Annotated in this window: 10 protein-coding genes; 3 read left to right on the forward strand and 7 right to left on the reverse strand. The window is 70.0% G+C overall.

What is annotated here, in order from left to right:
* Positions 1-624, forward strand: a 624-nt coding sequence (locus VFF97_RS05035) for a PASTA domain-containing protein (RefSeq protein ID WP_325032396.1), incomplete at its 5' end; no start/stop codon positions are given.
* A gap of 36 nt (positions 625-660) precedes the next feature.
* Here VFF97_RS05035 and VFF97_RS05040 read toward each other — a convergent pair.
* The 3 genes from VFF97_RS05040 to VFF97_RS05050 form a co-directional block, all read right to left on the reverse strand.
* A complete protein-coding gene (locus VFF97_RS05040; protein WP_325032397.1) occupies positions 661-2,004 on the reverse strand; it encodes a class II 3-deoxy-7-phosphoheptulonate synthase in 1,344 nt (447 codons plus the stop codon).
* Positions 2,005-2,072: 68 nt separating this feature from the next.
* Positions 2,073-2,789, reverse strand: a complete 717-nt coding sequence (locus VFF97_RS05045; RefSeq protein ID WP_325032398.1) for a lysophospholipid acyltransferase family protein — start codon at positions 2,787-2,789, stop codon at positions 2,073-2,075.
* Positions 2,790-2,791: 2 nt separating this feature from the next.
* Positions 2,792-3,730: an ROK family glucokinase gene (locus VFF97_RS05050; RefSeq protein ID WP_325032399.1), complete on the reverse strand. Its 939-nt coding sequence runs from the start codon at positions 3,728-3,730 to the stop codon at positions 2,792-2,794.
* A gap of 175 nt (positions 3,731-3,905) precedes the next feature.
* On the opposite strand from VFF97_RS05050, the gene VFF97_RS05055 reads away from it, so the two are divergent.
* The gene (locus tag VFF97_RS05055) at positions 3,906-5,732 is read left to right on the forward strand and encodes a long-chain fatty acid--CoA ligase (RefSeq protein WP_325032400.1); all 1,827 of its coding nucleotides are present in this window, start codon (positions 3,906-3,908) and stop codon (positions 5,730-5,732) included.
* A gap of 102 nt (positions 5,733-5,834) precedes the next feature.
* On the opposite strand, the gene VFF97_RS05060 is transcribed toward VFF97_RS05055, so the two are convergent.
* The 3 genes from VFF97_RS05060 to VFF97_RS05070 are packed head-to-tail and all read right to left on the reverse strand — an operon-like array spanning position 5,835 to position 11,592.
* A complete protein-coding gene (locus tag VFF97_RS05060) occupies positions 5,835-6,326 on the reverse strand; it encodes a peptide deformylase (protein ID WP_325032401.1) in 492 nt (163 codons plus the stop codon).
* A 3-nt stretch (positions 6,327-6,329) separates the two neighbouring features.
* Positions 6,330-8,126 carry a MinD/ParA family protein gene (locus tag VFF97_RS05065; RefSeq protein ID WP_325032402.1) on the reverse strand — a complete coding sequence of 599 codons (1,797 nt, stop codon included), beginning with the start codon at positions 8,124-8,126 and terminating at the stop codon, positions 6,330-6,332.
* A 58-nt stretch (positions 8,127-8,184) separates the two neighbouring features.
* Positions 8,185-11,592: a pyruvate carboxylase gene (locus VFF97_RS05070; protein ID WP_325032427.1), complete on the reverse strand. Its 3,408-nt coding sequence runs from the start codon at positions 11,590-11,592 to the stop codon at positions 8,185-8,187.
* A gap of 87 nt (positions 11,593-11,679) precedes the next feature.
* On the opposite strand from VFF97_RS05070, the gene VFF97_RS05075 reads away from it, so the two are divergent.
* Positions 11,680-12,510, forward strand: a complete 831-nt coding sequence (locus VFF97_RS05075; protein WP_325032403.1) for a ParA family protein — start codon at positions 11,680-11,682, stop codon at positions 12,508-12,510.
* On the opposite strand, the gene VFF97_RS05080 is transcribed toward VFF97_RS05075, so the two are convergent.
* Positions 12,507-13,001: an Lrp/AsnC family transcriptional regulator gene (locus VFF97_RS05080; RefSeq protein WP_325032404.1), complete on the reverse strand. Its 495-nt coding sequence runs from the start codon at positions 12,999-13,001 to the stop codon at positions 12,507-12,509. The two genes, VFF97_RS05075 and VFF97_RS05080, sit on opposite strands and share 4 nt — an antisense overlap.
* Positions 13,002-13,063: the final 62 nt, after the last annotated feature.

The following is a 13,063-nucleotide window of genomic DNA, read 5'->3' on the forward strand; positions in this document are numbered from 1 at the left end:
GAACGGCTCATCGACCTCACCGAGACGGATGCGCGAAGAATCCTCCAGGACCTCGGGATCACACCCGACGAAGAGAACGAGGAGTTCTTCACCGGCGCTCCCCCGGGCGCCGTCGTCGGCACGATGCTCAATCCGCGCGTCGGCGAGCCGTACGCGTGCGGCGAGGGCTGCACGGCCCACGAGGGCGACGCCGCGACGCTCTGGGTGTCGCTCGGGCCCGTGCCCGACGTCGTCGGCGAGAGCGAGGACTCCGCCCGCCGGACGCTCGAGGCCGCGCGCCTTCAGGTCGCCGAGGAGGCCCAGACGGAGACGAGCGAGGAGATCGCCGCGGGCGACGTCATCCGCGTCCTCGGCCGCGAAGACGGCGGGTGGCTGCGTCCTGGCGACACCGTGACCCTCGTCGTCTCATCGGGCCCGCCGCTGTTCCCGATCCCGGACGTGCAGGACCTCACGCGCGACGAGGCGATCGCGACGCTCGAGGGCGCCGGGTTCCAGGTGGACTACGCCGTGTTCTGGGCGGCATTCCCGAACTCGCTCACGCGCGTGACAGGCACCGACCCCGCCCCGGGCGAAATGCGCGTCAAAGGCACGCGCGTCTACGTGCAGATCACCGCGTCGGGCTGACGCATGTGAGACGGATGCCTCGGCCGAGGCATCCGGTCACCGCTTGTGGTTCTCGAGCTCCTCGGCCACGAGGAAGGCGAGCTCGAGCGACTGCATGTGGTTCAGTCGCGGGTCGCACAGCGACTCGTAGCGCGTCGCGAGCGTCTCCTCGTCGATCATCTCGGAGCCGCCGAGGCACTCGGTGACGTCGTCGCCGGTGAGCTCGACATGGATGCCGCCCGGGAACGTGCCGACGGCGCGGTGCGCCTCGAAGAATCCCCGCACCTCGTCGACGACGTCGTCGAAGCGGCGCGTCTTGTAGCCCGTCGGCGTCGTGATGCCGTTGCCGTGCATGGGGTCGGTGACCCACAGAGGCGTCGCGCCCGAGTCCTTCACGGCCTGGAGCAGAGGCGGAAGCGCGTCGCGGATCTTGCCGGCCCCCATGCGCGTGATGAACGTCAGGCGACCCGGCTCGCGCTCGGGGTCGAGCTTGTCGATCAGGGCGAGCGCGGTCTCGGGAGTCGTGGTCGGGCCGAGCTTCACGCCGATGGGGTTGCGGATCTTCGAGAAGTAGTCGACGTGCGCGCCGTCGAGGTCGCGCGTGCGCTCGCCGATCCACAGGAAGTGGGCCGACGTGTTGTACGGCGTGCCGGTGCGCGAGTCGATGCGGGTCATGGGGCGCTCGTAATCCATGAGCAGGCCCTCGTGGCCCGTGTAGAACTCGACGCGCTTGAGCTCGTCGAAGTCCGCGCCGGCCGCCTCCATGAACTTGATCGCGCGGTCGATCTCGTTCGCGAGGCGCTCGTACCGCGCGTTCGCCGGGTTCTGCGCGAAGCCCTTGTTCCACGAGTGCACCTCGCGCAGGTCGGCGAAACCGCCCTGCGTGAACGCGCGGATGAGGTTGATGGTCGAAGCGGCCGTGTGGTAGCCCTTCAGCAGCCGCGACGGGTCGGCCTCGCGCGACTTCTCGGTGAAGTCGTAGCCGTTCACGATGTCGCCGCGGTACGCGGGCAGCGTCACGTCGCCGCGCGTCTCGGTGTCGCTCGAACGGGGCTTGGCGAACTGCCCCGCCATGCGCCCCATCTTCACGACCGGCATCGACGCGCCATAGGTCAGCACGACCGCCATCTGCAGGACCGTCTTGATGCGGTTGCGGATCTGGTCGGCGGTGGCCCCCGCGAACGTCTCGGCGCAGTCGCCGCCCTGCAGGAGGAACGCCTTGCCCGCCGCCGCGCGCGCGAGCTTGTCGCGCAGCTGGTCGACCTCGCCCGCGAAGACGAGGGGCGGAAGAGTGGCGAGCTCAGCGGATGCCGCGGCCACCGCCTCGGCGTCGGGCCACACGGGCTGCTGCTTGATGGGCAGAGTCCGCCAGTGGTCGAGGGCGTCGAGGTGCTGGAGCATCCGCCAATTGTATCGGCGCGCGAAGCGCGCCAGACCCGCCCGCCACCGCCTGGCGGGAGCGGGGAGGGTCAGGACGCGGCATCCGCCTTCGACGCGTCCTTCGACGGCTTCTTGAGCCGGTCCTTGACCGTCGAGGCGTACACGTCCTCGTACTCCTGCTCGCCGAGGCGCTGGAGGGCCACCATGATCTCGTCGGTGACCGACCGCAGGATGTAGCGGTCGCCCTCCATGCCGGCGAACCGCGAGAAGTCGAGAGGCTCGCCGATCACGACGCCCACACGCACGACGCGCGGGATGCGCGTGCCGATCGGCATCATCGTGTCGGTGTCGACCATGACGACCGGGATCACCGGCACGTGCGCCTCGAGCGCCATGCGCGCGATGCCGGTGCGGCCGCGGTAGAGCTTGCCGTCGGGACTCCGGGTGCCCTCCGGGTAGATGCCGAGCAGGTCGCCGCGACCGAGCACGTGCAGGCCGGTGTTGAGCGAGGCCTCGGATGCCTGGCCGCCCGAGCGGTCGATCGGCAGCTGGCCCGTCGCCTTGAAGAACATGCGCGTCGCCCAGCCCTTGATGCCGCGACCCGTGAAGTAGTCGCTCTTGGCGAGGAACGCGACCGGCCGGTCGATCATGAGCGGCAGGAAGATCGAGTCCACGAACGACAGGTGGTTGCTCGCGAGGATCGCGGCCCCCTCCGACGGGACGTTGCGACGACCGATGATCCACGGGCGGAAGATCGCCTTGACGATCGGTCCGATCACCACGTACTTCATCAGCCAGTAGAACATCGCTACACCTCGCGTCCCGCGAGATCCGCGGCGCCGATGAGGCCCGCGTCGTTGCCGAGCCTCGCGATCGCGAACGCCGCGACGGGGCGGTCGCCGTAGCCGGGCAGTGCCGTCTCGTACGCGAGGCGCACGGGCTCGAGGAGCGTCTCGCCGAGCTGGGCGACGCCTCCGCCGATCACGAACAGCTCGGGGTCGAGCACCGCCTGGAATCCGCCGCACGCCTCGCCGAGCGCGGTCGCGACGCGCAGAAGCGCCTCGCGCGCGCCCTCGTCGCCCGCGAGCACGAGACGTGAGACCGCAGGGCCCGAGATCGTGCCCTTCTGCTCCCGCAGCTCCGCGAGCGCTCTCCCCCGCTCGCCCCCCTCGTCGGCGATCGCGTTGGCCTCGCGCTGCAGCGCGCGGCCGGAGGCGTACTGCTCGAGGCATCCGTTCTGCCCGCACCCGCACGGGAGCCCGTCCCGGGTGAAGCGGACGTGACCCAGCTCGCCCGCGATGCCATGGCCGCCGCGGAACAGCTCGCCGTCGACCATGACCGCGCCGCCCACGCCCGTGCCGAGCGTGAGCATGACCATGTCGTCGACGTCGCGCCCCGCCCCGAACCGGAACTCGGCCCAGCCGGCCGCGTTCGCGTCGTTCTCGATCGAGACGGGAAGGCGGATGTCGCGCTGGAGGATCTCGCGCAGCGGGTAGTCGTGCCACGCGATGTTCGGCGCGTGGATCACCACGGAGTGCGTCTTGTCGATGAAGCCTGCCGCCGCGACGCCGACGGCCGACACGTCGTGGTGCTCGATGAGGTGGTTCGCCATGTCGGCGACCGCGCTCGCGAGCGCGGCCGTGTCGACCGGCGTCTCGACGCGGACCTTCTCGAGGATCGTGCCGTCGGCGTCGACGACGCCTCCGGCGATCTTCGTCCCGCCGATGTCGATCCCGACGTTGAGCACCAGTGTCCTTTCAGCCGACGCGCTCGCGACGGCGCCTTGAAGTCTATCCGCGCGACGCGGTGCGAAAACGGGCCCCGCGCGTCGCGTCCACAGGGCGCATGTCGTGCACAGCATGGACGACTAAACTCGTCTCCATTCACCCGAACATTTCATTTCCGGTACCGAAGGAGCTGCCGTGGTCCAATTCGAAGTCCCAGCGATCGTTCCCGCCGATCCACAGGCGAACGTCACTGACCTTCTCGTCGAACGTCTGAAGGCCACGCCCGACCGGGCGCTGTTCGCCGTCCCCGAAGGCGAGGGCTGGCGTGACATCACCACGGCCGAGTTCCACCGCCAGGTCATCGCGCTCGCGAAGGGCTTCGTCGCGGCGGGCGTCGAGCCCGGCGACAAGGTCGGCTTCGTGGCGCGCACGACCTACGACTGGACGCTCGTCGACTTCGCGCTCTTCTTCGCGGGCGCGGTCATGGTGCCGATCTACGAGACGAGCTCCGCGTCTCAGATCCAGTGGATCCTCACCGACTCCGGTGCCGTCGCGTGCATCGTCGAGTCCCCCGACCACGCGGCGCGCCTCGACGAGGTGCGCGCCGATGTGCCCCTCATCCGCTCGGCATGGGAGATGCACCGGGGCGACCTCGACAAGCTGATCGAGCAGGGCAGAGACGTCACCGACGAAGAGATCGAGCGCCGCCGCAGCATCGCGAACGGCTCCGACATCGCGACCCTCATCTACACGTCCGGGTCGACCGGCCGTCCGAAGGGCTGCGTCATCACCCACAGCAACTTCGTCGAGCTCTCGCGCAACTCCGCGAAGGCGCTGCGAGAGGTCGTCGAGTACCCGGGTGCTTCGACGCTGCTGTTCATCACGACGGCCCACGTGTTCGCGCGGTTCATCTCGATCCTGAATGTCCACGCGGGTGTCAAGACGGGTCACCAGCCCGACACGAAGCAGCTGCTTCCGGCACTCGGCTCCTTCAAGCCGACGTTCCTGCTCGCGGTGCCGCGCGTGTTCGAGAAGGTCTACAACTCGGCCGAGCAGAAGGCCGAGGCCGGCGGCAAGGGCAAGATCTTCCGCGCCGCCGCGCACACCGCGATCGAGCACTCGAAGCTGCAGCAGGAGGGCCGGAAGGTCCCGCTGGGCACGCGCATCAAGTTCAAGCTGTTCGACAAGCTGGTGTACTCCAAGCTGCGCACGGCCATGGGCGGCAACGTCGTGTACGCGATCTCGGGCTCGGCCCCGCTCGGCGAGCGCCTCGGCCACTTCTTCCACAGCCTGGGCGTCGTGATCCTCGAGGGCTACGGCCTCACCGAGACGACCGCCCCGGCGACGGTCAACCTTCCGACGAAGTCGAAGATCGGCACGGTCGGCCCGGTGCTCCCGGGTGTCGGCATCCGCCTCGCCGAGGACGGCGAGATCGAGGTGCGCGGCATCAACGTCTTCAAGGAGTACTGGCGCAACCCCGAGGCCACGGCCGCGGCGTTCGACGGCGACTGGTTCAAGACGGGTGACCTGGGCTCGTTCGACGAGGAGGGCTTCCTCACGATCACGGGCCGTAAGAAGGAGATCATCGTCACGGCGGGCGGCAAGAACGTCGCCCCCGCCGCGCTCGAAGACCCCATCCGCGCCAACCCGATCGTCGGGCAGGTCGTCGTGGTGGGCGACCAGAAGCCGTTCATCTCGGCGCTGGTGACGCTCGACCCCGAGATGCTGCCGACGTGGCTCGCGAACAACCAGCTGCCGGCTGACATGTCGCTGGCGGAGGCCGCCGCGAACGGCGCCGTGCGCGCCGAGGTGCAGCGGGCGATCGACGAGGCCAACAAGCGCGTGTCGCGCGCCGAGTCGATCCGCAAGTTCACGATCCTCTCGACCGAGTGGACCGAGGCGAGCGGTCACCTGACGCCCAAGATGAGCATCAAGCGCAACGTGATCCTGGCCGACTTCGCCGACGAGATCGAGGAGATCTACGCGGCGCCGGTCAACACGTCGAACGTGTCGCTCAAGTAGGCGAGACGCAACGGCGAGGGCCCGGGGCGGATGCCTCGGGCCCTCGCTCTTGCGTCGGAACGGATGTCGCGTCGGGGCGGGCGCCGCGGCATCCGGCACGCGTCAGAACCAGTCGCTCTCGCGGACTTGACGCATCGCGACGCGGCGCGTCTCGGGCGGAAGCCGGTCGAGGTAGAGCTTGCCGTCGAGGTGGTCGGTCTCGTGCTGCAGCGCCTGCGCCATGAGTCCCTCCCCCTCGATGACGACCTCGTTGCCGTCGAGGTCGATGCCGACGACCTTCGCGTACGGGTGGCGCGGCGTCTCGTGCCAGAGCCCCGGCACCGAGAGGCAGCCCTCGCCCATGAGCTCGGGCTCGCCCCGCACCTCGACGAGCACGGGATTGAGGACGTAGCCGATGTCGCCGTCGATGTTGTAGCTGAAGGCACGCGTGCCGACGCCGATCTGAGGCGCCGCGACGCCCGCGCGTCCGGGGAGCTCGACGGTGTCGAGCAGATCTTGCACGAGCGCGCGCACGCCGTCGTCGATGCCGTCGACGGGCGCCGAAGGCGCCTTGAGCACAGGGTCGCCGAAGAGGCGGATGGGCCGGACCGTCATCGATCAGGCGGCGACCGCGAGGGCGCGGAGTCCTTCGACGACCGTTGCCGCGAGTTCACGCGCAGCGAGGCGTGTGGCGGGCTGCAGGTCGCGGAACGCGATCGCGCTTCCGGCGGCGATGTGCGGGTCGTACGGAATCTGCACGACCGCCCGCACGCGCGAGCGGAAATGCGCCTCGAGCTCGTCGGCGCGCACGATCGGCGCGCCCGGTCGCGCGTGGTTCAGGACGACCACCGCGTTGCGCACGCGCTCCGCGTACCCGTTGGTCTCGAGCCACGTGATCGTCTCAGACGCAAGGCGGGCCTCGTCGACGCTCAGGCCGGCGACGATCACGAGCTGATCGGCGCGGTCGAGCGTCGCGCTCATGACCGAGTGCACGATGCCCGTTCCGGTGTCGGTGAGCACGATCGAGTAGTAGTGTGCCGCGATGCGCGCGACGTCGTGGTAGTCGCGGTCGCTGAACGCCTCGGACACGCGCGGGTCGCTGTCGGATGCGAGCACGTCGAGTCGCGTCTCGTCACGCGCGACGATCGACGAGATGTCGGCGTAGCCGCTCACCTCACCGCGCGAGCGCACGAGGTCGCGGACGGTCTTGCCGCTCGCGCGCGAAACGCGGTCGGCGAGCGTGCCGCGGTCGGGGTTGGCATCGACCGCGATGATGCGGTCGTCGCGCGCGTCGGCGAGTGCCATGCCGAGAAGCGTCGTGACGGTCGTCTTGCCGACGCCGCCCTTGCGCGACACGACCGGAACGAAGCGCGCCCCGCCCGTGAGCGGCGCCGCGATGCGGCGGTCGAGCGCTTTGCGCGCCTGGGCCCGCTTGCTGTCGCCCAGGTGGATGCGCTTGCCGGAGATCGTGTAGATGAAGTGCTGCCACACGCCCTCGGGCTCGGGCTTCACGACCTGGTGCGGGTCGAGCAGGCGGTCGGGTGTGAGCAGGTCGGCGCTCTCGCGGTTGGCCTCGAACTCCCCCAGCCGCTTCGACGTGAGCGAGATGTCGGCGCGCACGGGCGTGCGCTCGACAGCGCGCGCGGGGCGCTCTGGGTTGTCGGGGTGGTGCGCCTCCCAGCGGGTCGCCGGGCTGGGCGCCGGGGTGGTCGCGCGTGTGCTCGGCGCGCGGTCGGGCTCCGACGCCTCGCCCGTCGCGGTCGGCGTGGCACCGGTCCCGGTGCCGGCCTCGCGGCTGCGCTCGCCCCGCGGGTGCGCCGCGATGGCGCCCGCGATGAGGGCGTCCAGTTCGGCGGTCTCGATCGTCGGGCCGTTCTCCTCGGCCTCGGCGCCGGGCTGGCCCTCGTCACCGGGACGCTCGGCGTCGGCATCCGATGCGATCTCAGGATCAAGCATGTCATCGACCTCCGGCTCAGCGACGGCCCCGTCAGCCAACTCGTCCGCGACACCAGCCTGTGCGACCGGGCCCGCATCCGCAACACTCTCGCTGATCGGAGACTCGCCGTCAGGGCGGTCGCCGGGCGTGATCGGGTCGAACGAACCGGTGTCGACGAGCTCGGCATCGATGACGTCGTCGCCCCCGTCGCCGTGCTCGGCCGCCGTGTCGACGGCACCCGTCTCGATGATCTCGGCCTGGGCCGTGTCGGTGCCGAGGAGGTCGGCGCCGATGGCGACTTCGTCGCCCACCACGTCGTCGTCGAGGTCGTCGTCCTCTGACGCGATCGGGAACGTCACCTCGACCTGCTCGGTGGATCCGCCGAGGATGTCGAAGCCGGTCGTGTTGATGCTCCCGGTGTCGGCCAGCACGCCGTTCTCGGCGTCGTCGGGGTTCTGGTCTTGTCGATCAGGCGTCAATGCGGGCTTCTCCAAGGAGGCGTCGGGCAGGTGCGCGTGCGATCGCGCGCCCTCCAGGCTACTGGGCGGGACGGATCACGACCAAAAGGTCGCCCGCCTCGACCTGCGTCGAACCGGTCAGCGCGAGCCTCTCGACGACGCCGTCGACGGGTGCCGTGATGGCAGCCTCCATCTTCATCGCCTCGATCGAGGCGACCTGCTGACCGGCCGTGACCTTGTCGCCGACCTCGACCTTGAGCGTCACGACGCCCGAGAACGGCGCCGCCACCTGGCCCGGCTTGCTCGTGTCGGCTTTCTCGGCGGCGGCCTTCTCGACCTTGATCGAGCGGTCGCGCACGTAGACGGGGCGGAGCTGGCCGTTGAGCGTCGTCATGACGGTGCGGATGCCGCCGTCATCGGGCTCGCCGATCGCCTCGAGTCCGACGTACAGCTGTACGCCCGGGTCGATCTCGGCGACGTGCTCCTCACCGGGCTTGAGGCCGTAGAAGTAGTCCGGCGTGCCGAGCGCCGAGAGGTCTCCGTACGTCTCGCGGTTGTGCTCGAACTCCTTCGCCGGCCCCGGGAACAGGAGACGGTTGAGCGTGCGGCGCCGGTCGGCGGCGTCGCCCGCGAGGCCCTCCTGCTCCTCGGCGCTCAGCGGCGGGATGTCGATGGAGACGCTGCGTCCGGCGAGCACCTTCGAACGGAAGGGCTCGGGCCAGCCGCCCGGAAGATCGCCCAGTTCTCCCGCCATGAACCCGACCACCGAGTCGGGGATGTCGTAATTCTGCGGGTTCTGCTCGAAGTCGGCCGGGTCGGCCTTCGCCGCGACGAGCGCGAGCGCGAGGTCGCCGACGACCTTCGACGAGGGCGTGACCTTCGGAATGCGCCCCAGGATGCGGTCGGCCGCCGCGTACATGTCCTCGATGAGCTCGAAGTCGTCGGCGAGACCGAGCGCGATCGCCTGCTGTCGCAGATTCGACAGCTGTCCGCCCGGGATCTCGTGGTGGTACACGCGGCCGGTGGGGCCGGGAAGACCCGACTCGAACGGACGGTAGAGGTGGCGCACCGCCTCCCAGTACGGCTCGAGGTCGCTCACGGCTTGAAGGCTGATGCCCGTGTCGCGATCGGTGTGCGCGAGGGCCGCGACGAGCGCCGAGAGCGACGGCTGGCTCGTCGTGCCCGCGAGCGGCGCGGCCGCCGCATCCACCGCGTCGACTCCCGCGGCGCTCGCCGCGAGCAGGGTCGCGAGCTGCCCGCCGGCCGTGTCATGCGTGTGCAGGTGCACGGGAAGGTCGAACCGCTCGCGCAGCGCCGTCACGAGCTTCGCCGCGGCGGCCGGGCGCAGGAGGCCCGCCATGTCCTTGATCGCGAGGATGTGGGCGCCCGCCTCGACGATCTGCTCGGCGAGGCGCAGGTAGTAGTCCAGCGTGTACAGGCGCTCGGCCGGGTCGAGCAAGTCGGCGGTGTAGCACACGGCGACCTCGGCGACCGCGGTGCCGGTCTCGAGCACGGCGCTGATCGCGGGGCGCATCTGGTCGACGTCGTTGAGCGCGTCGAAGATGCGGAAGATGTCCACACCGGTGCGGGCGGCCTCCTTCACGAACGCATCCGTCACCTCGACGGGTCGCGGCGTGTAGCCGACCGTGTTGCGGCCGCGCAGCAGCATCTGGATCGGGATATTCGGCATCGCCTGGCGCACCGCCTCGAGCCTCTCCCACGGGTCCTCCGCGAGGAACCGCAGCGCGACGTCGTAGGTCGCACCGCCCCACGCCTCGATCGAGAACAGCTCAGGGGTCATGCGCGCGACGTGCGGGCCGACGCGCACGAGGTCGCGCGTGCGCACGCGCGTCGCGAGCAGCGACTGGTGCGCGTCGCGGTACGTCGTCTCGGTGACCGCGAGAGCCGTCTGCTCACGCAGGGCCTTCGCGAATCCGGCGGGGCCGAGCTCGCGCAGGCGCTCGAGGTTGCCCGGCGGGACGGGCGCGGCGAGGTCGATCTCGGGCAGCTTGCTTCCGGGCGACACCATGATGGGCTTCTCGCCGTACGGGCGGTTGACGGTGACGTCGGCGAGCCAGTTGAGCAGCTTGGTGGCCCGATCGCGTGACGGATGACTCGTGAGCAGCTGCGGCCGCTCGTCGATGAACGACGTGCTGACGTCGCCCGCGACGAATGCAGGCTCGTCGAGCACCGCGCGCAGGAACGGGATGTTCGTCGCGACGCCGCGGATGCGGAACTCGGCGAGCGCGCGCTTCGCACGGGCGACCGCCGCCGGGAAGTCGCGGCCGCGGCACGTGAGCTTCGAGAGCATCGAGTCGAAGTGCGGGCTGATCTGCGACCCCGCGGCGGTCGTGCCGCCGTCGAGACGGATGCCGGCGCCGCCGGGCGAGCGATAGGTGGTGATGCGGCCCGTGTCGGGGCGGAAGCCCTGGGCGGGGTCCTCCGTCGTGATGCGACACTGCAGCGCGGCTCCGCGGAGGTGGATGCTCTCCTGATGGAGTCCCAGGTCGGCGAGGGTCTCCCCCGCCGCGATGCGCATCTGCGACTGCACGAGGTCGACGTCGGTCACCTCTTCGGTGACGGTGTGCTCGACCTGGATGCGCGGGTTCATCTCGATGAAGACGACCTCGCCCGTGCGCGGCCCCGCGGTCTCGAGCAGGAACTCGACCGTGCCCGCGTTGACGTAGCCGATCGACTTCGCGAACGCGACGGCGTGGGCGTGGAGCGCATCACGGATCGCCGGGTCGAGGTTAGGCGCCGGAGCGATCTCGATGACCTTCTGGTGGCGGCGCTGCACCGAGCAGTCGCGCTCGAAGAGGTGGACCGTCTCGCCCGTGGCATCCGCCAGGATCTGGACCTCGATGTGCCGCGGACGCACGACCGCCTGCTCGAGGAACACGCGCGGGTCGCCGAACGCGGCGCCCGCTTCGCGCATCGCCTCAGCGATCGCAGGCGGCAGGTCTTCGGGGGTCTCGACGCGCCGCATGCCGCGGCCCCCGCCACCGGCGACGGCCTTCACGAAGATCGGGAAGCCGATCTCCTCGGCCTGCGCGACGAGGGCGTCGACGTCGTCCGAGGCATCCGTCGAGCGCAGCACCGGCACGCCCGCGGCGACCGCGTGCTCCTTCGCCGTGACCTTGTTGCCCGCCATCTCGAGCACCTTCGCGGGCGGCCCGATGAACGTGATTCCGTTCTCGGCGGCCTTCGCGGCGAGGTCGGGGTTCTCGGAGAGGAAGCCATAGCCGGGGTAGATCGCATCGGCGCCGGACTTGAGCGCGACGCGGATGATCTCGTCGACGTCGAGGTACGCGCGCACCGGATGCCCGTGCTCGCCGATCTCGTACGACTCGTCCGCCTTCTGCCTGTGCAGCGACCCTCGATCCTCGAACGGGAACACCGCGACGGTCCTCGCACCCAGTTCGAAAGCCGCGCGGAAAGCCCGGATGGCGATCTCACCTCGGTTGGCAACAAGGATCTTCTTGAACATTCGCACCTCGCGCAGGATCCGGCCGAGACCCAGCCGCCGGTATGGCTGAGTGTGCTCACAGCCTAGGGGACGGTAACGTAGTGCCTTGTGCACGTACTCTCCGTGAGCTCGCTCAAAGGCGGTGTCGGCAAGACGACTGTCACTCTGGGCCTCGCCTCCGCCGCGTTCGCGCGAGGAGTGCGCACGCTCGTGGTCGATCTCGACCCCCAGTCCGACGTCTCCACCGGCATGGACATCCAGGTCGCCGGCCGCCTCAACGTGGCCGATGTGCTGGCGAATCCGAAGGAGAAGGTCGTCCGTCAGGCGATCACCTCCAGCGGGTGGGCGAAGGTCCACCCCGGCACGATCGACGTCATGATCGGCAGCCCGTCCGCCATCAACTTCGACGGTCCGCACCCGAGCGTGCGCGACGTGTGGAAGCTCGAAGAGGCGCTCGCGACGATCGAGGCCGACTACGACCTCGTGCTGATCGACTGCGCCCCCTCGCTCAACGCCCTCACGCGCACGGCGTGGGCGGCGAGCGACCGGGTGATCGTCGTCACCGAGCCGGGCCTGTTCTCCGTGGCCGCCGCCGACCGCGCACTGCGCGCCATCGAGGAGATCCGCCGCGGCCTCTCCCCCCGCCTGCAGCCGCTCGGCCTCGTGGTCAACCGCGTGCGTCCGCAGTCGATCGAGCACCAGTTCCGCATCAAGGAGCTGCGTGACATGTTCGGCCCGCTCGTGCTCTCGCCGCAGCTGCCCGAGCGCACGTCGCTCCAGCAGGCGCAGGGCGCCGCCAAGCCCCTTCACATCTGGCCCGGCGACTCCGCGCAGGAGCTCGCGGCCGACTTCGATGCGCTGCTCGACCGCGTCATGCGGACGGGCCGCATCCCCACCCCGGCGACGCCGGGCGAGGTGCGCGCGCAGCAGTCGTTCTAGAGCGGGCCGAGCACGCCCGCTCCGTCGCGCACCTCGAACACCAATTGCGTCTCGGTCTTCGTGACGGCCGGATGGATCGTGATGTGCTCGAGGATCAGGTCGCGCAGCCGTTGCGGGCTCGGCACCGCCACGAGGAGCACGAAGTCGTCGTCACCGGCCACGTGGATCACCGAGAGAGCTCCCGGAATCCCGACGAGGCGGTCGAACAGCTCGTTCACGTGAGCGCGGTTGTGACTTGCGAGATGCACGCGCACGACGGCCTGGATGGGGCGCCCGACCGCGGCCGGATCGACCCTCGCGCTGATGCCCGCGATGACCCCTGACTCCCGCAGCGCCTTCACACGATTCGCGCACGTGGACTCTGCGACGCCGACGCGCGCAGCCAGCGCCGCGTTCGTCATCCGGCCGTCCGCCGTGAGGGCCTCGAGGATGGCGCGGTCGGTCCCGTCCAGGGCCGGTGGAGCGGTGTGCGGATTCTTCGGCGGCGTCATGATTCGGATGCCCCAGATCGTAGATTCTTCATGGAAATACAGTGTGCACCGTGGAACGTACG

The organism is Microbacterium sp. (assembly GCF_035687345.1).
In the GTDB taxonomy this organism is placed as follows: Bacteria; Actinomycetota; Actinomycetes; order Actinomycetales; family Microbacteriaceae; genus Microbacterium.

Excerpts from the sequence above, each read along its gene's own strand:
- VFF97_RS05040 (WP_325032397.1), bottom strand. The coding sequence starts at position 2,004 with ATGCTCCAGCACCTCGACGCCCTCGACCACTGGCGGACTCTGCCCATC.
- VFF97_RS05045 (WP_325032398.1), bottom strand. The coding sequence starts at position 2,789 with ATGTTCTACTGGCTGATGAAGTACGTGGTGATCGGACCGATCGTCAAG.
- VFF97_RS05060 (WP_325032401.1), bottom strand. The coding sequence starts at position 6,326 with ATGACGGTCCGGCCCATCCGCCTCTTCGGCGACCCTGTGCTCAAGGCG.
- VFF97_RS05070 (WP_325032427.1), bottom strand. The coding sequence starts at position 11,592 with ATGTTCAAGAAGATCCTTGTTGCCAACCGAGGTGAGATCGCCATCCGG.
- VFF97_RS05080 (WP_325032404.1), bottom strand. The coding sequence starts at position 13,001 with ATGACGCCGCCGAAGAATCCGCACACCGCTCCACCGGCCCTGGACGGG.